This window comes from Ochrobactrum sp. C6C9 (assembly GCF_022627935.1).
GTDB lineage: Bacteria > Pseudomonadota > Alphaproteobacteria > Rhizobiales > Rhizobiaceae > Brucella > Brucella teleogrylli.
The window spans coordinates 145,745-167,713 of record NZ_JABXGB010000010.1; the positions used below are offsets into that span (position 1 = coordinate 145,745).

A 21,969-nucleotide genomic window follows, 5' to 3' on the forward strand; every position below is an offset into this window, starting at 1 on the left:
GGGGTCCGGTTGCAAATTCGTTATATAAATTTATATAATGGGATTCAGGCAGGCACCGAAGGAAGGCTTGATTAAACCTTCGGCGGAACTTGGAAAACCATTCCTTGTTTGCTCTATTTTTGAGATTGAATGGCAGGGCGCGACGATCATGAACGAGAAAGCCACTCCAAAAGCCCATGTGCCCAAGGTGAAATGTCGGGCGGTCGGCGCAGCGTCTGATTTTCTGAAAGCCATATCCAATCCCGTGCGGCTTTCGATCCTGTGCGTCTTGCTGGAAGGCGAGCGCTCGGTAAGCGAATTGGAAGACGTGCTGGATGTTCACCAGCCGACCCTGTCACAGCAGCTTGGGGAGTTGCGCGAGGCTGGTATTATCGAAGGGAGGCGCGAAGCGCGCGCGGTCGTCTATCGCGTAGCGGACCCGCGCGCCGGGCAGCTCATAGGGCATTTGCGCCTGCTGTTCTCCGATCCCGGTGCGTCTGCAATATGGAAAGGTGCCCAGCTTGGGGCGCCTGCTCCATCGGAAATGCTGCACAGCTAAGCCGGTTCAGCTATGGCCAACACTGTCGCCTACCAGTTCACGCGCACGCCGAGCTTTCCATTCCAGGCATAATTGTCGGAATCAAAGGTCGTGCTGTAGCTGGGATTGCCATACCGAAGCCTTTGACATCTTGATCAGGGAAGCCAAATTCCGTCGCCCGGTTTGAGCTGGTTGTCATGTTGTACCAGGTTTGCGGTCTTTGAGTTACTCTTCTTCGCCGACACGCTCAGGGAATGAGCCGATCAACTGCCTGCCATAAATGGCTCCCATCGAAAGTATTGGAGCATAAAGGAACACTTCTGGTCCGTAATCAGGTGTTGGGTTCGGGATTGGTTGGATGGGTGAAACAGGCGGTGTTGGTGGGGAGGAGTTGGTGGTGTGGGGGGTACGCGCGTAAGCTCGGATCGGAGATACCAGTTCTCTTGGCCGGAAGCGTCAATACTGCCGCGATAAAGCGAGTATTCCCAAGGGCCAGCCACGGCTGGACCCGCGAGATGGATCGCGCCGGTCTCCCTTCGTTCCGTCATTGGCTGTATCGACAATAAGAATACCACTTCCGGTGGTGATGGCGCCTTGCCCGCCCGCATTCGTCACCTCCAACCGAGTGGAACCAGATGCCCCGCCGCCGTCGATGATCAGGCGGTCGGACAGTGAGCCGTACGTATCAAGATAAGTGTTGAACCCAATTTGACCTGCTTTACCGGGGCTTCCCCAAATGCGCGTAGCGAAAGCATAGTCGCCGGACGGGGATTTGCCTCACAGAAATATGTACATTCGTTACTGATTGGCGTGAAAGACCTTGGCCGCACCCCGCCATTGAGGGAAGCGCGGTTGCCAAAAAACCATAATTGCTCCACATAGATCGGTACGTACATCTCGCGCTGAACAACGGGGCAACACTTGAAACGCCTAAAATTTGCTTCTCTTTGCCTCCTTCTGGCAACCGTTTCACCTGCACTTGCTTTCGAGGCTGGCACACCGCCGGACCTCAAGCCGCTGCCGCAGCAGGTTCAGGCCGCGCGCCTGACCTCTGAATTTTTGTCGCGTTTTCATTATAAGCCAGTGCCACTCAACGATGCTCTGTCGGCCAAAATTATGGACCGGTTTATCAAATCGTTGGACCCGGACCGGCTGATCTTCCTTAAATCCGACATTGACGGGTTTATGGCGGACAAAACCAAGATTGACGACGCAATCAAACAGGAAAATCTGAGCATCCCGTTTTCCATCTTCAATGTTTATGAAAAGCGCATTACCGACCGCATGGCCTATGCGCGCAGCCTGTTGAACACGAAGTTCGATTTCAATGAGCAGGAAAGCTATCCGCTGATGCGGGACAAGGCACCTTGGCCTGCAACGGATGAGGAAAGCAAGGACCTTTGGCGAAAACGCGTCAAGAATGACTGGCTGCGCCTGAAGCTGGCTGGCAAGGATGATGCCTCGATCCGCGAAACGCTGGAAAAGCGCTATCAGAATTCGCTTGAACGTATTTACAAATACAAGAGCGACGATGTTTTCCAGATGTTCATGGCCGCCTATACAACCTCGGTTGACCCCCATACGGATTATTTCGGCGCCAGTGCTTCTGCTGAGTTCGATATATCGATGAAGCTTTCTCTCGTCGGTATCGGCGCGGTTTTGCAGGAACGGGACGACTACATCACGATCCGCGAGCTTGTGGCCGGTGGCCCGGCTCAGGGGTCGGGTAAAATCGCAGTCGGTGATCGCATTACGGGTGTCGGTCAAGACGAGACCGGACCGATGAAGGAAGTGGTTGGCCAGCGTCTTGATGAAGTTGTACAGCTGATCCGTGGCGCCAAAGGCTCGGTGGTGCGCCTGGATATTCTGCCCGCCAATGCAGGACCGGACGCGAAGCACCAGATCATCAGTCTGGTTCGCGACAAGATCAGCCTGGAAAAACAGGCTGCGCAGAAATCGGTGCTTGAGGTCAAGGATGGCAATGCCACGCGCAAGATCGGCGTTATCACCTTGCCTGCCTTCTACGAAGATATCGAAGCGCGCAGAAAAGGCGACAAGGATTATCGCAGCGCCAGCCGCGATGTCGCCAAGCTCATTACCGAACTGAAACAGGACAATGTCGATGGCATCCTGTTCGATCTCCGTAACAATGGCGGCGGCTCGTTGTCGGAAGCAATTGATCTGACCGGTCTTTTCGTTGGAAAAGGTCCGGTCGTCCAGCAGCGTAATGCCAATGGCAAGGTCAAGGTTGAAAGTGATGATCGGTCGACGCCTGCCTGGCAGGGGCCGCTCGGCGTGCTGATCAATCGTGGGTCGGCGTCGGCGTCCGAGATTTTTGCGGCGGCGATACAGGATTATGGTCGGGGCGTGATTATCGGAGAACCGAGTTTCGGCAAGGGCACGGTGCAGACCGTGGTCAATCTTGACGAGGTGGCGCACAATCCAGAGCCAAAACTCGGTGAGCTTAAGCTGACCATCGCCCAGTTCTTCCGCGTTAACGGAGGTACGACGCAGCTGCGTGGCGTAACGCCGGATATCAGCCTGCCTGGGCTCTTTGATCTGAAGACTGTTGGCGAGTCGAGCTTCGACAACGCGTTGCCTTGGAGCGAAGTCAAACCGGCAAAATATAAGCGTTCCGGCGATATCAAGCCACTCTTGCCCCAGCTGCAAAACCTTCACGACGCCCGGGTAAAGGATAATCCTGAGTTCCAGCAGTTTGTGGATGACATTGCGGTGTTGAAAGCACAGCGCGAAAAGGCGGAGCTTTCTCTCAATGAAACGGAACGCCGCAACGAAATGACGGCGGAAGAAAACCGTCTGAAAGCCCGCAAAAAATCCGATGATGGCTTCAACAACAGTCCGGATGACGGTCTTCAGTCCAACGAGCGAAGCCTGAGCGCAGATATCGCCATTGAGAAAACCCGCAAGAGCGCCAAGGACGTTCTGCAGATTGAGGCGGCGGGGATCGTTGCCAATCTCTCGGATATGCTGGCTGGAGCTAAGGCGGCGGCGAAATAGTCGATAATAGTCATCACCCTATGCGGCACATCCCGCATAGGGGCGATGGTGAATATTGCCAACTGGCCATTCCGGCTTAAATGGCTGCGGCTTTACTGCCCGATCTTGACGACCAGTTTTCCGAAATGTCCGGCGCTTTGAAGCGCGTTATAAGCATCCTCGGCCTCGCCGAATGGATAGACCTTGTCGATCTGCGGTTTGATGCCAGTACGAACAAGGGATGCAAGCGTGGAAACCGGGCCGACATAAATGCCCTGCAAGGTGATCCTCTTTTCAAGGATTGCAGCAGTTTCGATGGAACCGTTAAACCCGGTCAAGACGCCCATAAGCGATATGCGTCCATCAAAGCGTGTTGCCTTGAGGGTCTTGTTCAGCGTGGCCGGACCTGCTGAATCGACAGCCAGATCAACGCCCACATTCCCCGTTAGCCGCAGGACTTCATTTTCCCAATCGGGATGTGCCTGATAGTTGATGACGTGGTCAGCACCGAGCTTTCTGGCACGTTCCAGCTTTTCGTCGGAACTCGATGTAATGATGACCCGAGCGCCCGCCATTTTTGCAAGCTGCAAGGCGAAGATCGCCACGCCGCCCGTACCGAGGAGCAGGACGGTTTCGCCTGGCTCTAAAGGTCGTCTTTCAAAAAGCGCGGACCATGCCGTAACGCCTGCGCAGGGAAGCGTTGAGGCTTCTTCAAATGTCACGGGGTCCGGTATCCGTACGACCCCGGTTGCCGGTACGACGATACGCTCACTCAACACACCATCGACGGTATTGCCGCCAAGGCTTGCAGCCTTCTTCGCCTCGGAGAAGGGGCCTTCAACCCATTCAGGCATAAAACCGATGACCACACGATCACCGAGGGCGTAATCTGTCACGCCTTCTCCGACGGCCGACACGACGCCCGCTCCATCGGACAAGGGAATGCTGTCCTTGGTGCGCTTTGCGACGATAAGATCGCGATAGTTCAGTGACGCAGCACGCAAATCGACTGCAATCTCTCCGCGCCCCGGCTTGCGGTCCTGTTTCTCAACCAGCCTCAGGCGTAGATTTTCATTTCCGGTCAGAATGTAACTTTGCACGGCATTGTCTCCTTTAATGCCTGAACAAATAGGCCTATATTGAGCTTTGAAAAAGTACGTACAAATTTGGCATGTAGTATCATGGATGATAGTGTCAGGACGCGCGGCAAGCGTCGAAATGTCAGCAAAACAGGCTGCGCGGTGGAAGCAACGCTTTCGGTCATCGGGGGTGTTTGGAAACCGGTAATCCTTTTTCATTTGCTGAAAGGAAAGCTGCGCTTCAACGCACTTTGCAGGCTCGTTCCAGCAGCGACACCAAGGATGTTGACTTTGCAGCTCCGGGAGTTGGAGGCTGACGGGATCATAAACCGCACTGTCTTTCCGGAAGTGCCGCCGAAGGTGGAATATGAGCTGACGGGCCTTGGTCATTCTCTTGCGCCCATCTTGATCAGCATGCGGGACTGGGGCGAGCGCATTCAGGGCGATCAAGCGCATCCAAGCGCAAAGTGCTGAGTTGGATATATAGGGGTGACTTCATCCTTGACGGGCAACCACCTGCACGTTTAAGCGAAAGGGCAGACGGAACCAACAGCGGAAGCCTCTGCCAATGAGCACTTTGCGCATTCTCCCCAGCGCCGATATCCCTGAACTGCCGAACCGCTACAACGGCAAGGTTCGTGAGAATTATGATCTGCCGGACGGCAGCCGTATCATCATCTCCACCGACCGGCTGAGTGCCTTCGACGTCATCCTGACATCGATCCCGTTCAAAGGTCAGGTTTTGACGCAGACCGCGTCCTATTGGTTCGAGGAAACGGCTGATATTTGCCCGAACCATGTTCTGGCTTATCCAGACCCGAATGTCGTCATTGGCAGACGGTTGGACATTCTGCCCGTTGAAGTCGTTGTGCGCGGCTATCTGGCGGGTACGACCAGCACGTCGATCCTGACGAAGTACCGCAAAGGCGAACGCCAAATGTATGGCGTCACACTGCCAGATGGTTTGAAGGACAATGAAAAGCTGCCGCATCCGATCATCACGCCGACAAGCAAGGCTTTCGACGGCGGACATGATGAACCGCTTTCGGGGGACGAAATTCTTGAACAAGGTTTGCTGACCGCAGAACAATGGGAAACCGTATCCCGTTACGCGCTGGCGCTTTTCGAGCGCGGGCAGGCGCGCGCGGCGGAACATGGATTGATCCTTGTCGACACCAAATATGAGTTTGGAACAGACGCAAGCGGCCACATCATTCTCGCGGATGAAATTCATACGCCGGATTCAAGCCGCTATTGGATCGCCGACAGCTATGAAGAGAGTTTTGCTGCGGGAACCCGCCCGGCGAGCTTTGACAAGGATTTCGTGCGCGCATGGGTCACCGAGCGTTGCGATCCTTATAACGACCCGATCCCGGAAATTCCGCTTGAACTCATCGAGCAGACCTCGAAGGTCTATATTCAGGCCTACGAACAGATCACCGGCAAGACTTTTGTGCCCGATCTGACAGGCGAGACGGTGCTGGACCGCGTTCGCGCCAATCTCGAACCATATTTCGTGAAGAAAGCAAGACCGGCGCGCGCCAAGCCGACCACCCGTGCGCCGCGCAAGAAGGCTGAACCAAAAGCAGCTGTCGTGAAACCAGTTGCAAAGGAGACTGCTGTTACCGGTCTGGCTGTTCGTAAGAGATACACACCAGCGGAACGGGCTGCCATTCTTGCAGCAGTTGCGAAGGCCACGGAAAACGGCAAAGCTACGCTGAAAGCTGTATTGCAGCACGAGGGCGTCAGCGAGCAAACCTATTACAACTGGAAGAACGCTGCTGGTAAGTCCGCAGCCCCAGCCGCTGCCACTCCTTCTGCAGGTGACGATTTGAAAGCGCTGCTGGCGTTGGAAGCGGAAAACCTCAAGCTGCGCAAGGAATTGGCAGCAAAACTTCGAGCGGAAAATGCGGAATTGCGCAGGCGTCTCGGCAAGGCATAACACTTAAAAAACAGGCGACCGTAATCAGGTCGCCTGTTTTGCTTTCAGTAGAAATATCGGTTCATTGTCCATCGAATATTTGCGCAAACGAACGCATGAAGTGGTCGTTCTCGTCCGGGCTGCCGATGCTGACGCGAATAAAATTCGTGTATCCCTGTTGTTTCCATGGTTTGACGATGACGCCGTCGCGTAAGAGCTTCTCGGCAAAAGCAACGGAATCTGTCTTGACGTCTATGAACAGGAAATTGCCTTTTGACGGAGCGAACCGGATTTGCCGCGTGCCGAGGAAATCAGCCACACGGGCCCGCTCACGCAAAGCAAGAGCTACACCTGCCGCAAGATGTTCGCTGTCACGCCGGGCGATCAATCCAGCCGCCTGTGCAATCGCATTGGCGTTGAAGGGCGTGCGTGCGCGGTCAAGATAAGCGCGCAAGGTGCCGTCGCTTGTGAGGCCGAAGCCAAGACGCGCGCCTGCCAGCCCATAGGCTTTGGAGAATGTTCGAAGCACGATCCAGTTGAGATCGGTGCCGCGTAACAGGTCTATGGCTGATGGATAATCATCCCCCGCCGCATATTCGGCATAGGCTTCGTCAAGCACGAGCAAAGTGTTTGGAGATGTAGCATTTATAACCCGCTGTAGCGCTTTCGGATCGAGCCAGCTTCCGACCGGATTGAGCGGATTTGCGAACATGACAAGCCGCGGGCCTTTTGCAACGGCGGCCACCAGAGCATCGACATCGACCTCCAGTGATTGTTTTACCTCTACCCGCTCGACCACAGCTCCCATGAGCGTCGAATAGTCTTCATGCAAAGGGAAGGATGGGTAAAGCGTGACGACGCGATCACCGGGGCGAAGCACAGATCGGCAGATGACCCCGATCAGGTCTTCCGATCCGTTGCCCAAGATAACCTGATCCTCCGGCAACTGAAATTCCTGCGCTATTTCGAGCGCCAGAGCGTGACCGGACGGGTCAGGATAAAGCCTCAGCAGGTCGTGCACGGAGACGAAGAGTTCTTCTATTTTCGGGGAAGGACCCAAAGGGTTCTCGTTCGAACCGAGCTTTGCGATTTGTGCCGGATGATAGCGATGTTCGACTTCGGCAATGGTCAGCCCGGCATTATAAGGGCTAAGGGCGCGTATCTCTGGACGAATCAGACTGTTGAGCACTGTTTGATCATCGTTCATTTCTCGTTCTCCTCTCATGGCGCGCTCTTGGATGCGGCGCGCCTTGCTAAAGAACGTTCTAAGACTAAACTCCTATTTTGTATATATATGTATAGACAAGTTCCGAAAAAGATGCCTTTATGTCGGGGAGACCATAAAAAATTGCTAAACATTACCCGCAGAATGGTTAGAAGTTCTGGCGATGTTTTGTTCAGGCAGGGTCCATAGGGGAACATGATGCAGGTTTTATCGCTTTTCGACCTTAGCGGGCGTAAGGCGCTGGTCACTGGCGCGAGCCGGGGGCTGGGACAGGCTATTGCCGAGGCTCTGGCATCGGCAGGGGCCGACGTCGCCATAACAGCGCGCAAGTCCGACGATCTGACCGAAACGGCCTCTCTCATCGCCGCTCTTGGGCGCGCCTGCGTGCCGCTTTCCCTTGATGTGCAGGATGTTGAGGCCTGCGCAAACGTGACTGCAGAAGCTGCTGCAAAACTGGGCGGTCTCGATATTCTCGTTAACAATGCCGGTTATGAAGAAATACGACCTTCGCTCGATGTCGATGAAGAGCTGTGGGACCGCATTGTCTCGACCAATCTGAAGGGCGCTTTCTTTTGCGCTCAGGCCGCGGCGCGTCACATGACTGATACCAAAAGCGGCGGCGCAATCATCAATCTTTGTTCGCTCACCTCCTATGTTGGCGTACCGACAGCGGCACCTTACGGCTCGTCGAAGTCTGGCCTCATGGGGATGACGCACGCGCTTGCAACGGAATGGGCACCGCACGGCATTCGCGTCAATGGTATCGCGCCCGGCTATTTCCGCACGTCGATGACGGACGTTTTTTATGAAAATGACGAATGGCAAAAATCCATGCTGGATAAAATTCCGCAGGGTCGGTTCGGCCGCATGGATGATGTTGCGGGCGCGGTGGTTTTTCTGGCGAGCACCGCATCGGCTTACATAACGGGTCAGGTTATCCCCATCGACGGTGGCTATCTGGCATCGATCTAGCGTTTCGGCTCCCCGAAACTGACTTGAGACACTTACGACCGGCGTTTTCAAACGCTTCTGAATGAAACGGGAAACATCAATGAAATCCACCGGAAACGGAACTGGCCCCAATGCCAAGATCGGACCGGCTGCCGTCTCGGCCAAGAATGTCAGCATGATCTATAACGGCATTCATGCCGTTCGGTCGGCTTCATTCGATCTTGATCAGGGACGTTTCCTGACCATTCTCGGGCCATCTGGTTCGGGCAAAACAACCCTCCTGCGGCTGATCGCAGGTTTTCAACGCCCAAGTGTCGGCGAAATTTTCATCAATGGCCAGGCGGTCAGTGCAGTTCCGTCGCATAAGCGTTCGATCGGCATGGTGTTCCAGAAACTTGCCCTGTTTCCGCATATGACGGCGGCGGAGAATGTGGCTTTTCCGCTCAAGATGCGCCGTTTCGATGCCCGGACTATCCCGGAAAGGGTCGAGCGCTATCTCGATCTGGTTCGTTTGGGCGGGTTCGGCAACAGACGCGTTCATGAGCTCTCCGGCGGCCAGCAACAGCGCGTCGCCATTGCCAGAGCCTTGGTGTTCGAGCCTGATCTTCTGCTGCTTGATGAACCGCTGGCGGCCCTCGACCGCAAGCTTCGTGAAGAAATGCAGCTTGAATTTCGCCGCATCCAGCGCGAACTGGGCGTCACCACAATCAACGTCACCCATGACCAGCGTGAAGCACTGGTCGTGTCGGATGAAATCATCGTTATGGATGGCGGTAAAATACAACAGATGGCAAGGCCGTCGGAAACCTATCGCAACCCGTCCAACGCTTTTGTCGCGAATTTCATCGGGGTTACCAATTTCATCACCGGGAAAGCTGCGTCCGTGGACGGCAGTATCGTGCAGGTGGATGCGGGGCCGAAGCTTGTTGGTATGTTGGGTGACGGTCAAAAGCCAGTTGCCGCAGGCGATGGTGTTTCTTGTGCCATTCGCGCCGAACAAATCCGTATCGGTTCAAATGCTGAAGGTGCTGCCGGGCTGGATACCACGCTTGAAGGTGTTGTCACCGACGCAATCTTTGAAGGTGAGCGCATTGTGTATGAATTGCGCGTACCGGCGCTGGGCGATGCCTTGATGCGCGTGTTCGATCACGATCCGGTCGGACACAGCCAGTTTGAAGAAGGCGCGACCGTCACGCTCGGCTGGAATGCACGCGATCTCATCGTTTTTGCAGCATAAACTGAACACCAGATTACAGACAAAACCCTAGAGGAGAGAACATTATGAGCGCTGTGAAGAAGCCCTTTTTGATACTCGACCGCCGCCGCTTTCTGCAAAGCGCAGGCGCGATGGCCGCTGCTGCCGGAACCACCTCGCTTGGCCTTTCCCGCGCTTTCGCGGAAGAGCCTGCAAAGCCGAAAGAACTCATCGTGCGCGCCTGGGGTGGCAGCTGGGTTGATGCGCTGAAGGCGGGCGTTTCCGATCCATTTACGGCTAAGACCGGCATTTCAATCCGCCACGATCTGACGGAAGACAATGAAATTCAGCCGAAGCTTTGGGCAGCGGTAGCGCAGAAGCGTATTCCGCCGATCCATGTCAACTGGGATACGACGACCAATGCAACCAAATCGGCATTGCGTGGCGTGACGGAAGATCTGTCGGACCTGTCCAATCTGAAAAACACTACCGATCTTGCCAAGCCGGTCGGCCTCGACGGTTATCCGATCGTCAATACCTATGGCTATGTCTATGTGCTGGCTTATCGCCCGGAAGCATTCCCGGATGGCCCGCCGAAGTCGTGGCATGCTCTGCTTGATCCGAAGTTCAAGGGACGCATCGCGCTTTACAATGACGGCATTGGTTTCCACTTCCCGGCACAGGTTGCCGGGGGCGGCAAACTGGAAGACATTCCGGGCAATATGCAGGCAGCCTGGGATTTCATCGCCAAGGTGAAGCAGCAGCAGCCGCTGCTCGGTGAAGACCCGGATTTCACCACCTGGTTCCAGAAGGGTGAAATCGATCTCGCCTGCACCATTTCGACCAATGCGCGCGAAGCCCAGAAGAACGGCGTCAAGATCGACTGGACCGTGCCTGAAGAAGGCGCGAAGTTCGACACCGATGGTTTGTGGATTCCAAAGGGTCTGCCGGAAAACGAACTTTATTGGGCCAAGGAATATATCAACTTCGCTCTCACCAAGGATGCGCAGCAGGTCTGGCTCGACGGCCTCGGCCTGCCGGGCGTGGTGCCGGGTCTGACGCCGCCCGCCGATCTGGTGAATGATCCGGCCTATCCGACCAAGGACGAGGATTTCAAGCATCTCATCCGCATCTCGGCCAAGGTACAGGTTGAGAACGAGAGCGAGTGGTTCTCCAAGTTCAAAGCGATCATGCAGGGCTGATCCAGCTCGATAGACAACAAGGATCGCCCGATGAGGGCGATCCCTATGCCCGATATTCTCAAGGCAAATATTCAGGAATTGTAACATGCGAGCGGCACGCTCTGCCTATCCGGTGGTTTGGCGTATCATGGATGCGCTGGAAGCAATCGCAGCCTTTCTATGGCCCGCGCGGTTTAACCGTGCTGTGCCCTATCTGATGCTGTTTCCGGCCATCGTGTTGGTGGGCTTGCTGGTGCTCGGCCTGATCCAGATAGCAGACACCAGCCTGCGTACGCTCGACACGTCAACCTTCCTGATGTCGGACTATTACACGCTCGCCAACTACAAGCGCGCCCTGACGGAATCCCTCTTTGCGACAGTCGCCTGGCGCAGCCTTTTCGGATCGCTCGTCGTTACGCTTTTCACGCTCATTCTGGCGTTTCCCTATGCCTATCTGATGGTCAGAACGCCTTCGGCAGCCTTGCGTAAATTCCTGCTGATCGCACTTTTTCTGCCATTCTTCATCGGGCAGGTGGTGCGCGCTTATGGCTGGCTCATCATTCTGGGCAATCAGGGCATGGTGAATGAGGCGCTCGGTCTCGTCGGTATCCCACCCTTGCGCCTGCTTTATAACTATCCGGCAGTTCTGTTCGGACTTGTGCAATATATGCTGCCATTCGCGGTCCTGATGCTGGCGCCGGCGCTGACGGCCATACCAGAAGAAATGGAAGCGGCGGCAAGTTCGCTTGGTGCGAACTGGATGCGGACATTTGCGCATGTTGTGCTGCCCATGGCGCGTCCCGGCCTGATTGGCGCGGGGCTGGTGGTGATGACGCTTTCGCTGACCGATTTTGCCATTCCGGCAATCCTTGGTGGCGGCTCTCAGGACTTTATCGCCAACGCCATTTATGACCAGTTCTTCCGCACATCCGATCAGGGGCTGGGCGCGACTTTGGCGCTGCTTCTGGTCGGTGTCGGTTCCATTCTTGTCGGGATCGTCTTTACCCTGTTCGGTGCGGGAACGCTCGCCATGGGGAGGGCGCGCAAATGACCGCTCCATTGTCCAAGTCTGTCGTTATCTGGACCTTTGTAATTGCCGTGCTGGTGCTTCTTTCTGCACCAACCATCGTGGTTCTTGGAGCGTCCTTCACGTCGGGCAATATGATCACCTTCCCGCCCGAAGGGTTTTCCTTGAAATGGTATCAGAAGATCGTCGGGACAAGCGATTTGTGGGATGCATTCCTGCGTTCCCTCTACGTGTCCTTCATCTGTACCATCGTCGCTATTCCTGTCGGAACGCTGGCCGGTATCGCGCTGGCGAAATATGCGGTGCGCTTTGAAAAGACGATCCAGATCTATCTGCTGTTGCCGTTCACGATCCCACTGATCGGTTCTGGTATCGGCCTGATGCTGGTCTTCGGGCATGCCGGTATTCTGGGTCAACTTTGGCCAGTCGGGATTGCAGCCTGCGTCATCAATCTGCCTTTCATGATCTGGGCTGTGACGGCAAGTGCGGCCAATCTCGATGCTGACCTTGAACTGGCCGCCGCAAATTGCGGCGCAGGGCCGATATCGACATTTTTCTTTGTGACGCTGCCCGTCGTGGTGCCGGGTGTAATCAGCGGATCGCTGCTGATGTTCATTCTGGCGCTCAACGAATTTCTGGTGAGCCTGCTTCTGGTTGACGCCCGTATCGTCACCCTGCCAGTGCAGATTTACAATTCGATCCGATCCATCATCACGCCTGACCTCGCAGCGATTTCTGTGGTTTTCATCGCCTGCGCCGCGTTTGCTATCTTCCTGCTCGACCGTCTGGTCGGGCTCGACATTTTCCTGAAATCGAAATGATCAGCTGCGTCCCCAACGCAGCGAGCAAGGAGCCGACTATGTCCGATGTAACCTTTCACGAACTGGCAAAGCTGGACGACGCCAAGCGCGCGGAGCTTTTGAAGCGTTCGGAAACCGATCTCTCAGGCTTTATCGAGAAAGTGAAACCGATCATCGAAGCCGTTCGCACGGAAGGCGACGCCGCATTGGTACGGTTTGCACGTGATCTGGACAAGGCCGAAGTTGATCCAGCCAATATCAAGGCAACCGAGGCGGAATTTGACGCGGCTTTCGACAAGGTCGAAAAAGACGTGATCGAAGCCATTCAATTCGGCATCGACAATATACGTCACTTCCATGAAGAGCAGAAGCCGGAAGCGATGTGGCTGAAGGAAATGCGTCCCGGCGCCTATGCTGGCGACCGCTTTACGCCCATCCGTTCGGTAGCGCTCTACATCCCGCGCGGGAAGGGCGCATTTCCGTCTGTCACCATGATGACCGCCGTGCCTGCTGTGGTTGCCGGTGTGCCGGAACTGGCCATCGTTACCCCGCCGACCCCGGATGGCTCGGTGGATGCCGCCACGCTCGTCGCTGCACGTCTGGCCGGTGTCGAAACCGTCTATAAGGTTGGCGGCGCGCAGGCCGTTGCAGCGGTTGCTTATGGAACGGAGACCGTGAAGCCCGCGCTCAAAATCGTTGGTCCGGGCAGTCCATGGGTTGTCGCCGCAAAGCGCCTCCTTGGTGGTGTCATCGATCCGGGTCTCCCCGCAGGTCCTTCCGAAGCAGTGATTTTCGCAGACGATACCGTCAAGGGCGGTCTGGCCGCGCTCGACCTTTTGATCGAAGCCGAACACGGTCCGGATTCCTCCGCTTGGCTTGTCACGCATAGCCGCCGGGTGGTGGAAGAAGCACTTGCCGCTCTGCCGGATCATTGGGCGCGCATGACGGAGCAGCGGGTTGGTTTTTCCAAGACCGTTCTGACCGGCAAATATGGTGGTATCGTCCTGACCTCGTCGGTCGAGGAAAGCTATCGCTTCATCAATGATTATGCGCCGGAACATCTGGAGCTTCTCTCGACCGACCCTTTTGCGCATCTTGGCCACATTACCGAGGCTGCGGAAATCCTCATGGGGCCGCATACGCCGGTGGTCATCGGCAATTTCGGGCTCGGACCGAATGCCGTGCTGCCAACCAGCCGCTGGGCGCGCACCTATGGTCCGCTTTCTGTGACTGATTTCGTCAAGCGTTGTTCCATCGGCTATGTGACGGCTTCCGCTTATCCTGAATTCGCCAAGCACGCCCGCACGCTCGCCCGTTATGAAGGCTTCTCGTCTCACGAAAATGCCGTTTCGGAAATCCGCAAAGACTATCTTTAAGAAAGTGCGCGCAATGAAAGCGGTCCGGCTATATGCGGCCAAGGATCTGCGGGTCGAAAATATCGACCCGCCAACGGCGCTTGCGCCGGGCTGGGTCCGGCTGAAGGTTTCCGCTGCGGGGATTTGCGGTTCTGACCTGCACAATTTCTCGACCGGCCAGTGGATCAGCCGTTCGCCCTCGGTTGCGGGGCATGAATTCGCTGGCGTCGTGACCGAGATTGGCACAGGTGTGAGCGGGTTCAAGCCGGGCGATACGGTCATTGCCGATTCCAGATATTGGTGCGGCGAATGCCCGGCTTGTGCGAGCGGTCGACACAATGTCTGTTCCACTCTCGGTTTTATCGGTGAAGTCTGCGATGGTGGCTTCGCCGAGGAGACGGCGCTGCCTGCCCGGTTGCTTGTCCATTATGCTGCCGATATCAACCCGGTTGTCGCCGCGATGGGCGAGCCGCTTTCGGTTGCGTTGCATGCCATTCGCAAGCAGCGTGTGCCGTCCGGCGAGGCGGTTCTGGTTGTGGGGTGTGGGCCGATTGGCGGGCTTGTGGCTTTGTTGCTTTCCCGCCTACATGACGGGCCGGTACTCGTCTGCGACCGCAATGAACAGCGCGCTGAACTGGTTTCGAGAGTAACCGGCGCAATCAAGGTGGAACTCGACAAGCCTGCTCTGGAGCGTGCGCTTTCAGGTAAAACCTTGCGTTATGCCATTGATGCGACGGGCAATATCGCCGTTTTGAACGCGATCATCGATGTCCTGTCCGGTGGTGGTTCTCTGGCGCTCGTCGGGATTTCGCACGGCAAGATCGAGCTTGATCCCAATATTCTGGTTGAGAGGGAAATCAGTCTGATCGGTTGTCATGCCTATCAGGACGAACTTCAGGAAATAGCGGCTTTGCTGCCAGAACTGGAGGCATCGTTGGTGAAACTGATCGATCGCGAGATTTCACTTGATGAAGTGCCGGAGGCTTATGACCGCTTGCTGGCGGGCCAGGCCGAAGGGCTGAAAACGATCATACGGATAGGAGCATAGTCGCGTCATGAGCTCTGCCGGTAAATCGGATGCGGATCATCGTTCGGCGATGGAATTGCCCGAAACGGCAGGGCCCCTTTACGAGAAGGTGAAGGCCCAGGTTCTCGAAAATATTCGGTCAGGACGCTGGCCTGGCAATTTTCGCCTGCCATCCGAGCATGAGCTTGTAGAGGCGCTTGGCATCTCCCGCATGACCGTCAACAGGGCGCTGCGCGAGCTGACCGATCAAGGCATTTTGAAGCGTATTCAAGGTGTTGGTACATTCGTTTCACCGCCTAAGCCCGAAACGACGTTGATCGAAGTGGTGAACATTGCCAACGAGATTGCGGCGCGGGGCGCGACGCATCGCGCGCAGGTGGTGGCGCTCGATATTGTGCAGCCGGATGCGGCGCTGCTGAACGCGTTCGAACTGCAAAGCCCGATAGCTGTCGCGCATTCAATCATCGTACATTTCGAAAACGATGTGCCCGTGCAACTGGAAGAACGCTTCGTCAACACGCAACTGGTGCAGGATTATGAACTGCAGGATTTCCGCACCATGACGACCTATGATTATCTGCAGAAAAGCACACCGATGACGGAAGTCGAACAGGTGATCTCAGCGGTGACTGCGAATGCGCAGATTGCCGACCTGTTGCAAATCGAGGTCAACGCGGCCTGCCTCCACCTCGACCGTCGCACATGGACCAGAGAGACTGTCGCGACCGTCAACAAGCTGATCTATGCGGGTGATCGCTATCGCTTGGGCAGTCGCTACAAGCCAGAAATTTACAGATAGTCCACCGGGTTATCGATACTCAGCGCGTTCGAACCATCTCGATATTGCTATGCTGAATGCGTGCTTTGAGCAGATCCTGCCGCGAGACCAGACCGACGACTTTGTGTGACTGCGGGTCGAGAATGGGAATGCGCGGAATGCCGCTCATAACCATCAGATCGGCGACCTCGCCAAGCGGCGTCGAGGTGAAGGCTGTGGGTTGCGAGGCGTCGGAGAGGGTTTCGGCAAGCGATGCGGCCACCGGAGCGCCCGACACCTGCCATTGCAGAACTTCCGATCTGGAAACAAGACCGAGCAAGCGCCCGTCGTCGCTCAGAACAGGATAGGCTCTGTGGCGTGCGTCTTTCGTGAAAAATGCAATCGTCTCGTCAATCGACTGTTTGCCCGACAGACATTCCGGCGCAGGCGTCATGACGTGCGCAGCCTGTAGAAATGCAAACGGGTCAACTGAATATTCCTGCAAGATATGGCGTCCGCGACGCGCAATTTTCTCTGTCAGAATGGAACGGTTGAGAATGAGGACACTGACGGCATAGGCTGAGGCCGACGCGGCAATGGTCTCGGGCAGGGCGGCGAAATGACCGGTCAGTTCGACCGCGAAGATGGCGCTCGTCAGTGGCGCGCGCATTGCACCGCTCAAAATCCCTGCCATGCCGATCATGGCCCAGAAGCCTGCACCGCCGGGCAGGAACTGCCCAGTCAGTCCACCCAGTGCACCGCCAAGCAGAAGAAGCGGGGCGAGGACGCCGCCTGACGTGCCGGAGCCGAGCGCAATCAGCCAAACTGCCGCCTTGACCACCAACAGCAATGCGATTGCCTTCATGGTCATGGAACCGTCCAGCAATTGTTGGATGCTGGCATAGCCTGCACCGAGAACATGCGGATCGATCAGCCCTCCGATACCAACCGCGACAGCTCCAAGCGCTGGCCACCACATCCAATGAACTGGCAACCGATGAAACATGTCTTCAATGCGATAAAGGCCAGTGGAGAGCAGCACGCTCTGTATGCCGACGACAGCACCGAGCAACAGCGCGAAGAGCAGTGGCATTCCGCCGCCGACATCGGCGCCCATGAACGGAAAAAGCGGGCCTGCACTGATGAGAAAAGGCCGCCATGCCGAGGAAACCAGCACAGCGACCACAACGGGGATGAAACTGCGCGGCTTCCATTCGAAGAGCAATACTTCCAACGCAAGCAGGATAGCCGCCATTGGTGTGCCGAATATCGCGGTCATGCCGGCGGTGGCGCCTGAGACCAGCAGGGTCTTGCGCTCTGCGGCGCTCAGTTCAAAAAGCTGTGCAAATAAGGAGCCGATGGCCCCGCCCGTCATGATGATTGGTCCCTCGGCGCCGAACGGACCGCCGCTGCCGATTGAGATTGCAGAAGACAACGGCTTCAGCACCGCAACTTTAAGCGAAAGACGGCTTTCGCCAAACAGGATCGCTTCGATGGCCTCGGGTATGCCATGTCCCCGGATTTTTTCAGACCCGTAGCGCGCCATCAATCCGATGATAAGGCTACCGATGACGGGTATGACAAGCGCCAGCATTCCTAGTTGATGGTCGATGATTTCGGAATTCGCGAAAGAAAACCTGCCAAACCAGAAGAGATTGGTCGAAAGCGCGATGAGTTTCAGCAGCAGCCATGCCCCGAAAGCGCCGCCAGTGCCAACCACGATTGCCGCAAGAGCAAGCATCAACATACGGCGGTCGGTCGTATGGTCGCGCAATCTTGGAAGATTTGGTATGGCTGACGGCGAGGACATAATTGCTCCGGATTTGATAGGACCGGAAGCGAATTATATCGTACTACGACATATTTCAAGAAGGTAAAAATGGTTTCCCGAAGAATGACTGAAAACGATTATGCGGTTCTGGCGGATTTTCGCTATTCATTGCGAAATTTTCTGGCGTTCAGCGAAACCAAGGCCGCCGAGTATAATCTGACACCACAGCAGCATCAGGCCCTGCTAGCAATTCGCGCAGCAGAGGATGGCCGAGCCACGGTCGGCTATGTCGCGGAACGGCTGGTTTTGAAGCCGCATAGCGCCAGTGGATTGGTTGCGCGCCTTGAAGCATTGGGGCTGCTTAAACGTTTACCGGGAACAGGCGACAAACGACAAACCGTGCTTGGCCTGACCGAAGAAGCGGACAGAATACTGGCTGAACTGAGCTTGACCCACCGCGAGGAAATCCGCCGGTTGCGCCCCTTGCTGCTTGATCTGCTGTCACGAATAGAGAGCGAAACTTAGCCTCTGGTTTGCCTAGCCGATGGGCAGGCCGGTCTCGGATTTCATCGTGCGCAACGCGATTTCGGATTGCACGCGGGCGACCTGCGGATGGGGTAGCAGCACGAGATGAATGAAATCGGCAAAGGCGGAAAGGTCCTTGGCGACAATAATCAGCACATAATCCGCATCGCCGGAAACCGAATAGGCTTCGCGCACTTCTTCATGTCGGGTCAGAAAGCTGACGAAGGATTCATCGGTGCGTTCGTTATGGGTTGATAGATTGACGCGTGTGATGGCGCGCAATCCGTAGCCCAGCTGTGCCGCATCAAGCCTCGCAGAATAGCCCTGAATGATGCCTTCCTGCTCCAGCCGCGTGCGGCGACGCGAGCATTGGGATTGTGACAGATTGACCAGTTCAGAAAGCTCCGCATTGGTCAAGGACGCATCGCGCTGCAATGTTTGCAAGATTGCACGATCGAAGGAATCGAGCATAATTTCGTGCATGAAACGTCCTTCCGGCTCATAATTTGTGCAAATCTTCGCTAAGATTGCCACATATTGCAAGCACTTCGCGCGGGTCAGCTCATAGAATCTTCTCAATTATCAGGAGGATTCAAAATGGGCCCATATCCGCACGACGCACCCAAAGCCGAAATCAACGAAGCAAATCCCGCGGGAACGGACGGTTTTGAATTCGTGGAATTCGCGCATCCCGAACCAGAAAAGCTCGATATATTGTTCCGCCAGATGGGCTTTCGTCCTGTTGCCAGGCATCGCAAGAAGGATATCTTTCTCTATCGTCAGGGCGACATCAACTATCTTCTAAACCGTGAGCCCAACAGCCACGCCGCATCCTTCGTTGCAGACCATGGCCCTTGCGCGCCAGCAATGGCGTGGCGCGTGGTGGACGCAGGCCATGCGTTGCGCCGCGCAGTGGAACTGGGCGCGGAAGAATATCGTGGCGACGGCAAGTCGCTGGATGTTCCGGGCGTTATCGGTATTGGCGGCTCACTGCTCTACTTCGTGGACACCTATGGCGATGACGGTTCATGCTATTCGGCGGAGTTCGAATGGCTCGGAGAGGCCGATCCGAAACCGGGAGGTTTCGGCTTCTATTACCTCGATCATCTCACGCATAATGTGGTGCGCGGGAATATGAATACGTGGTACAAATTCTACCACGACACCTTCAATTTCCGGGAGATACGCTATTTCGACATCGCCGGAAAAATGACGGGGCTGACCAGCCGTGCATTGACATCGCCCGACGGGAAAATCCGTATTCCAATCAATGAAAGTGCGGATGATCACAGCCAGATCGAGGAGTATCTTCGCGAATATAAGGGCGAGGGCATTCAGCATATAGCAATCGCCAGCAATGATATTTATGGCGGTACGGATGCGATTGCAGCGCAGGGGCTGGAATTCATGCCCGGTCCTCCGGACGTTTATTATGAGAAGTCCAAGGCGCGCGTCAAAGACCACAACGAGCCGCTCGACAAGCTGAAACGGCGCGGCATTCTCATCGATGGCGAAGGCGTTCTGGGCGGTGGCGAGACGCGCATACTGCTGCAGATTTTCTCAAAAACCGTCATCGGGCCGATCTTTTTCGAATTCATTCAACGCAAGGGCGACGACGGCTTTGGCGAAGGCAATTTCAAGGCCCTGTTCGAGTCCATCGAGGAAGATCAGATCCAGCGCGGTGTGCTCGGCAATGTGCAGAAGCCGCATCAAGATAAGCGTGTGGCGGAGCGCAATGCATGAGCGATGCCTGGCGGTCCTATGCCGGGGCACCTGAGAATGGCACCGTCATTTGCGCATCGTCGGACATATCCGATGGTTGCACAAAATGTCTGGTTCTGCGCGCTGATGGGAAGGAATTTCCGCTTCTTCTCATCAGGCGGGACGGAATCTTGCGTGGATTTGTCAATGCTTGTCCGCATCAATATCTGCCATTAAACTACCGATCAGATGCAATACTCTCAACCGATGGTGCGCGTCTCCTCTGCACAGCACACGATGCGACGTTCGACGTTGAGAGCGGAAAATGCCTGTCTGCCGGGCTTGATGGACTTGATGCGGTTCCCGTAGCCGATGATGAAAACGGGAATGTCGTCATCCGCGAACGGCAGTAAACAAGCAACGGGAGGAAATCATGCCGAATACAATTCGCCTGCATCGCGTCATTGCAGCCAAGCCAGAAAAAGTTTTCCGAGCCTTTGTTGAGCCGGATGCCATAGCGAGTTGGTTGCCGCCTTATGGATATCTGTGCACAGTCCATGAACTGGATGCAAAAGCTGGCGGCAGCCATAAAATGTCGTTTCGCAATTTCACGACAGGCCATAGCCATTCGTTTGGCGGCACATATCTTGAAGTGGTTCCCGGCGAACGCCTCGTCTACACGGACAAATTCGACGATCCGAACCTGCCGGGTGAGATGAAGGTTACGGTCGCGCTGAAAGCCGTGTCTGTTGGAACAGAAATCAGCATCACACAGGAGGGGGTGCCAGACATTATTCCTACGGAAGCCTGTTATCTCGGCTGGCAGGATTCTCTTCACAAACTCGCAAAGCTGGTCCAGCCTGAGATTAATGAATAACACTATCTGAGTATGCGTTATTGAACGAATACCGGTGAGGGCCGTTCGCTCATATCAAACGCTACTTTTCATCAGCCGGGTGCTTTATTCTGATAGTTAGCTTGCGAAGCACTCGGCTGCTTATCCTCACAGAAGTATCGGGCCGTGCGAAAGCGAATACTTATTTTATAAAACCCTAACTTTTCTTGGCAATTTTTCTTGCCTTAACGCAACTGCGCCCTACCCTCCCTCTCTGTCCGATTGTGGCTTGGAGGGCAGTATGCAGTGGCTTCAGTCCGTTTTTGAGCAGGCACCGGAGATAGCACTATTTCTATCTCTGGCTGGCGGTTACGCGCTGGGAAAAATACATTTTGGGAAGTTTCAGCTGGGTGGCGTCGCTGGGTCGCTGCTCGTAGCGGTCGTGATCAGTCAAGTCGGTGTCCATATCGACAATGGGGTGAAGGCAGTGCTCTTCGCCCTTTTCATTTACGCCGTCGGTTTCGAAAGCGGTCCGCAATTCTTCCGGTCGCTTGGGCGTCAATCTCTTCGAGAAATTGCGATGGCCGCGGTGCTGGCCATCAGCGGATTGGTGACGGTGGTTGTCCTGGCGCGTATGTTCGGCCTCGACAAAGGCCTCGCAGCCGGCATTGCCGCAGGGGGCCTGACACAGTCAGCCATCATTGGCACCGCCAGTTCGGCGATATCGAAATTGGGTCTGGCCGCCGATGAAGTTCAGCGATTACAGGCCAATGTCGCCGTTGGCTACGCGGTCACCTATATTTTCGGCTCGTTCGGTGCAATCCTGGTTTGCGTCAATCTGCTGCCGAAATTCATGGGACGTAGCATTCGCGACGATGCCATCAAGGCGGAAGCGGAACTTCTTGCCGGTATTCGGCTGCTCGGCCCCAATGAGCAGGAAGCTGCGCCTGACCTTGTCGGGCGTATCTATCAGGTAGACAAAGCTGCCGGAAAAACCGTCGCGGAAATCGAGGCCAAAACCTCTATAGAGAGCTGGCTCGGGAAATCTGCACAGCTAGGATAAGTGGAATTTCCGCCTGACTTCAGCTTAAATGCTGGGAACAGG

The 21,969-nt window shown here is 55.6% G+C and carries 22 protein-coding genes and 1 pseudogene; 18 read left to right on the forward strand and 5 right to left on the reverse strand.

The features are described from left to right. Positions 1-148 precede the first annotated feature (148 nt). Positions 149-538, forward strand: coding sequence for a helix-turn-helix transcriptional regulator (locus HWD97_RS10430; protein ID WP_109366432.1), 390 nt, complete (start codon positions 149-151; stop codon positions 536-538). 435 nt (positions 539-973) lie between these two features. On the opposite strand, the gene HWD97_RS10435 is transcribed toward HWD97_RS10430, so the two are convergent. Next, positions 974-1,255 (reverse strand): autotransporter outer membrane beta-barrel domain-containing protein, encoded by a 282-nt coding sequence (locus HWD97_RS10435; RefSeq protein WP_109366067.1) that lies wholly within the window; start codon positions 1,253-1,255, stop codon positions 974-976. 183 nt (positions 1,256-1,438) lie between these two features. Between HWD97_RS10435 and HWD97_RS10440 the strand changes: the two genes are divergently transcribed. Then, positions 1,439-3,535 (forward strand): carboxy terminal-processing peptidase, encoded by a 2,097-nt coding sequence (locus HWD97_RS10440; RefSeq protein WP_371835002.1) that lies wholly within the window; start codon positions 1,439-1,441, stop codon positions 3,533-3,535. A 92-nt stretch (positions 3,536-3,627) separates the two neighbouring features. On the opposite strand, the gene HWD97_RS10445 is transcribed toward HWD97_RS10440, so the two are convergent. Next, positions 3,628-4,614, reverse strand: a complete 987-nt coding sequence (locus HWD97_RS10445; protein WP_109366065.1) for an NAD(P)-dependent alcohol dehydrogenase — start codon at positions 4,612-4,614, stop codon at positions 3,628-3,630. A 39-nt stretch (positions 4,615-4,653) separates the two neighbouring features. Between HWD97_RS10445 and HWD97_RS10450 the strand changes: the two genes are divergently transcribed. The 3 genes and pseudogenes from HWD97_RS10450 to HWD97_RS10460 all read left to right on the forward strand — a co-directional run bounded on the left by HWD97_RS10450 (position 4,654) and on the right by HWD97_RS10460 (position 6,535). Next, complete coding sequence (locus HWD97_RS10450) at positions 4,654-5,067, forward strand: winged helix-turn-helix transcriptional regulator (protein WP_371830916.1); 414 nt, start codon at positions 4,654-4,656, stop codon at positions 5,065-5,067. A gap of 103 nt (positions 5,068-5,170) precedes the next feature. After that, positions 5,171-6,109: pseudogene (locus HWD97_RS10455) on the forward strand (phosphoribosylaminoimidazolesuccinocarboxamide synthase); the annotation flags it as partial. 78 nt (positions 6,110-6,187) lie between these two features. Next, a complete protein-coding gene (locus HWD97_RS10460) occupies positions 6,188-6,535 on the forward strand; it encodes a transposase (protein WP_353410582.1) in 348 nt (115 codons plus the stop codon). A 61-nt stretch (positions 6,536-6,596) separates the two neighbouring features. Here HWD97_RS10460 and HWD97_RS10465 read toward each other — a convergent pair whose 3' ends face one another. Further along, on the reverse strand, positions 6,597-7,721 hold the full coding sequence (locus HWD97_RS10465) for a histidinol-phosphate transaminase (protein WP_371835003.1): 1,125 nt from the start codon (positions 7,719-7,721) through the stop codon (positions 6,597-6,599). A gap of 216 nt (positions 7,722-7,937) precedes the next feature. Between HWD97_RS10465 and HWD97_RS10470 the strand changes: the two genes are divergently transcribed. The 8 genes from HWD97_RS10470 (at position 7,938) to hutC (ending at position 16,074) form a co-directional block, all read left to right on the forward strand. Then, positions 7,938-8,711 carry an SDR family NAD(P)-dependent oxidoreductase gene (locus HWD97_RS10470; protein ID WP_109366061.1) on the forward strand — a complete coding sequence of 258 codons (774 nt, stop codon included), beginning with the start codon at positions 7,938-7,940 and terminating at the stop codon, positions 8,709-8,711. A gap of 79 nt (positions 8,712-8,790) precedes the next feature. After that, positions 8,791-9,927, forward strand: coding sequence for an ABC transporter ATP-binding protein (locus HWD97_RS10475; RefSeq protein WP_109366060.1), 1,137 nt, complete (start codon positions 8,791-8,793; stop codon positions 9,925-9,927). Between the two features lie 44 nt (positions 9,928-9,971). Then, positions 9,972-11,087, forward strand: a complete 1,116-nt coding sequence (locus HWD97_RS10480) for an ABC transporter substrate-binding protein (protein ID WP_109366059.1) — start codon at positions 9,972-9,974, stop codon at positions 11,085-11,087. 85 nt (positions 11,088-11,172) lie between these two features. After that, positions 11,173-12,117: an ABC transporter permease gene (locus HWD97_RS10485; protein ID WP_109366058.1), complete on the forward strand. Its 945-nt coding sequence runs from the start codon at positions 11,173-11,175 to the stop codon at positions 12,115-12,117. Next, complete coding sequence (locus tag HWD97_RS10490; RefSeq protein WP_109366057.1) at positions 12,114-12,914, forward strand: ABC transporter permease; 801 nt, start codon at positions 12,114-12,116, stop codon at positions 12,912-12,914. The genes HWD97_RS10485 and HWD97_RS10490 overlap by 4 nt, the downstream gene beginning before the upstream one ends. A 38-nt stretch (positions 12,915-12,952) precedes the next feature. Continuing rightward, positions 12,953-14,269 carry a histidinol dehydrogenase gene (gene hisD / locus HWD97_RS10495; RefSeq protein WP_319080246.1) on the forward strand — a complete coding sequence of 439 codons (1,317 nt, stop codon included), beginning with the start codon at positions 12,953-12,955 and terminating at the stop codon, positions 14,267-14,269. Between the two features lie 13 nt (positions 14,270-14,282). Beyond that, complete coding sequence (locus HWD97_RS10500) at positions 14,283-15,296, forward strand: zinc-binding dehydrogenase (RefSeq protein ID WP_109366056.1); 1,014 nt, start codon at positions 14,283-14,285, stop codon at positions 15,294-15,296. A 7-nt stretch (positions 15,297-15,303) separates the two neighbouring features. After that, positions 15,304-16,074: a histidine utilization repressor gene (hutC, locus tag HWD97_RS10505; protein ID WP_109366055.1), complete on the forward strand. Its 771-nt coding sequence runs from the start codon at positions 15,304-15,306 to the stop codon at positions 16,072-16,074. A gap of 19 nt (positions 16,075-16,093) precedes the next feature. Here the strand turns inward: hutC and HWD97_RS10510 are convergent, their stop codons facing one another. Continuing rightward, positions 16,094-17,842 carry a chloride channel protein gene (locus HWD97_RS10510; RefSeq protein ID WP_210205539.1) on the reverse strand — a complete coding sequence of 583 codons (1,749 nt, stop codon included), beginning with the start codon at positions 17,840-17,842 and terminating at the stop codon, positions 16,094-16,096. A gap of 84 nt (positions 17,843-17,926) precedes the next feature. On the opposite strand from HWD97_RS10510, the gene HWD97_RS10515 reads away from it, so the two are divergent. Next, positions 17,927-18,328: a MarR family winged helix-turn-helix transcriptional regulator gene (locus tag HWD97_RS10515; protein WP_109366054.1), complete on the forward strand. Its 402-nt coding sequence runs from the start codon at positions 17,927-17,929 to the stop codon at positions 18,326-18,328. Positions 18,329-18,340: 12 nt separating this feature from the next. Here HWD97_RS10515 and HWD97_RS10520 read toward each other — a convergent pair whose 3' ends face one another. Continuing rightward, entirely contained in the window at positions 18,341-18,811 is a 471-nt protein-coding gene (locus HWD97_RS10520; protein WP_109366053.1) for an Lrp/AsnC family transcriptional regulator, read from the reverse strand. A 114-nt stretch (positions 18,812-18,925) separates the two neighbouring features. Here HWD97_RS10520 and hppD point away from each other — a divergent pair, with 114 nt between their 5' ends. The 4 genes from hppD (at position 18,926) to HWD97_RS10540 (ending at position 21,927) form a co-directional block, all read left to right on the forward strand. Beyond that, the gene (gene hppD / locus HWD97_RS10525) at positions 18,926-20,071 is read left to right on the forward strand and encodes a 4-hydroxyphenylpyruvate dioxygenase (protein ID WP_109366052.1); all 1,146 of its coding nucleotides are present in this window, start codon (positions 18,926-18,928) and stop codon (positions 20,069-20,071) included. Beyond that, positions 20,068-20,442, forward strand: coding sequence for a Rieske 2Fe-2S domain-containing protein (locus HWD97_RS10530; protein ID WP_109366051.1), 375 nt, complete (start codon positions 20,068-20,070; stop codon positions 20,440-20,442). The genes hppD and HWD97_RS10530 overlap by 4 nt, the downstream gene beginning before the upstream one ends. A gap of 20 nt (positions 20,443-20,462) precedes the next feature. Continuing rightward, positions 20,463-20,906 carry an SRPBCC family protein gene (locus HWD97_RS10535; protein WP_319080244.1) on the forward strand — a complete coding sequence of 148 codons (444 nt, stop codon included), beginning with the start codon at positions 20,463-20,465 and terminating at the stop codon, positions 20,904-20,906. Positions 20,907-21,165: 259 nt separating this feature from the next. Further along, a complete protein-coding gene (locus HWD97_RS10540) occupies positions 21,166-21,927 on the forward strand; it encodes a hypothetical protein (protein WP_371835004.1) in 762 nt (253 codons plus the stop codon). The last annotated feature ends 42 nt before the right edge of the window (positions 21,928-21,969 follow it).

Bases quoted from the DNA above. Each gene is read 5' to 3' on its own strand.
- HWD97_RS10515 (WP_109366054.1), top strand. From the start codon at position 17,927: ATGACTGAAAACGATTATGCGGTTCTGGCGGATTTTCGCTATTCATTG.
- HWD97_RS10520 (WP_109366053.1), bottom strand. From the start codon at position 18,811: ATGCACGAAATTATGCTCGATTCCTTCGATCGTGCAATCTTGCAAACA.
- HWD97_RS10430 (WP_109366432.1), top strand. From the start codon at position 149: ATGAACGAGAAAGCCACTCCAAAAGCCCATGTGCCCAAGGTGAAATGT.
- hutC (WP_109366055.1), top strand. From the start codon at position 15,304: ATGAGCTCTGCCGGTAAATCGGATGCGGATCATCGTTCGGCGATGGAA.
- hisD (WP_319080246.1), top strand. From the start codon at position 12,953: ATGTCCGATGTAACCTTTCACGAACTGGCAAAGCTGGACGACGCCAAG.
- HWD97_RS10490 (WP_109366057.1), top strand. From the start codon at position 12,114: ATGACCGCTCCATTGTCCAAGTCTGTCGTTATCTGGACCTTTGTAATT.
- hppD (WP_109366052.1), top strand. From the start codon at position 18,926: ATGGGCCCATATCCGCACGACGCACCCAAAGCCGAAATCAACGAAGCA.
- HWD97_RS10500 (WP_109366056.1), top strand. From the start codon at position 14,283: ATGAAAGCGGTCCGGCTATATGCGGCCAAGGATCTGCGGGTCGAAAAT.
- HWD97_RS10540 (WP_371835004.1), top strand. From the start codon at position 21,166: ATGCAGTGGCTTCAGTCCGTTTTTGAGCAGGCACCGGAGATAGCACTA.
- HWD97_RS10470 (WP_109366061.1), top strand. From the start codon at position 7,938: ATGCAGGTTTTATCGCTTTTCGACCTTAGCGGGCGTAAGGCGCTGGTC.
- HWD97_RS10480 (WP_109366059.1), top strand. From the start codon at position 9,972: ATGAGCGCTGTGAAGAAGCCCTTTTTGATACTCGACCGCCGCCGCTTT.
- HWD97_RS10535 (WP_319080244.1), top strand. From the start codon at position 20,463: ATGCCGAATACAATTCGCCTGCATCGCGTCATTGCAGCCAAGCCAGAA.
- HWD97_RS10485 (WP_109366058.1), top strand. From the start codon at position 11,173: ATGCGAGCGGCACGCTCTGCCTATCCGGTGGTTTGGCGTATCATGGAT.
- HWD97_RS10510 (WP_210205539.1), bottom strand. From the start codon at position 17,842: ATGTCCTCGCCGTCAGCCATACCAAATCTTCCAAGATTGCGCGACCAT.
- HWD97_RS10465 (WP_371835003.1), bottom strand. From the start codon at position 7,721: ATGAACGATGATCAAACAGTGCTCAACAGTCTGATTCGTCCAGAGATA.
- HWD97_RS10475 (WP_109366060.1), top strand. From the start codon at position 8,791: ATGAAATCCACCGGAAACGGAACTGGCCCCAATGCCAAGATCGGACCG.
- HWD97_RS10530 (WP_109366051.1), top strand. From the start codon at position 20,068: ATGAGCGATGCCTGGCGGTCCTATGCCGGGGCACCTGAGAATGGCACC.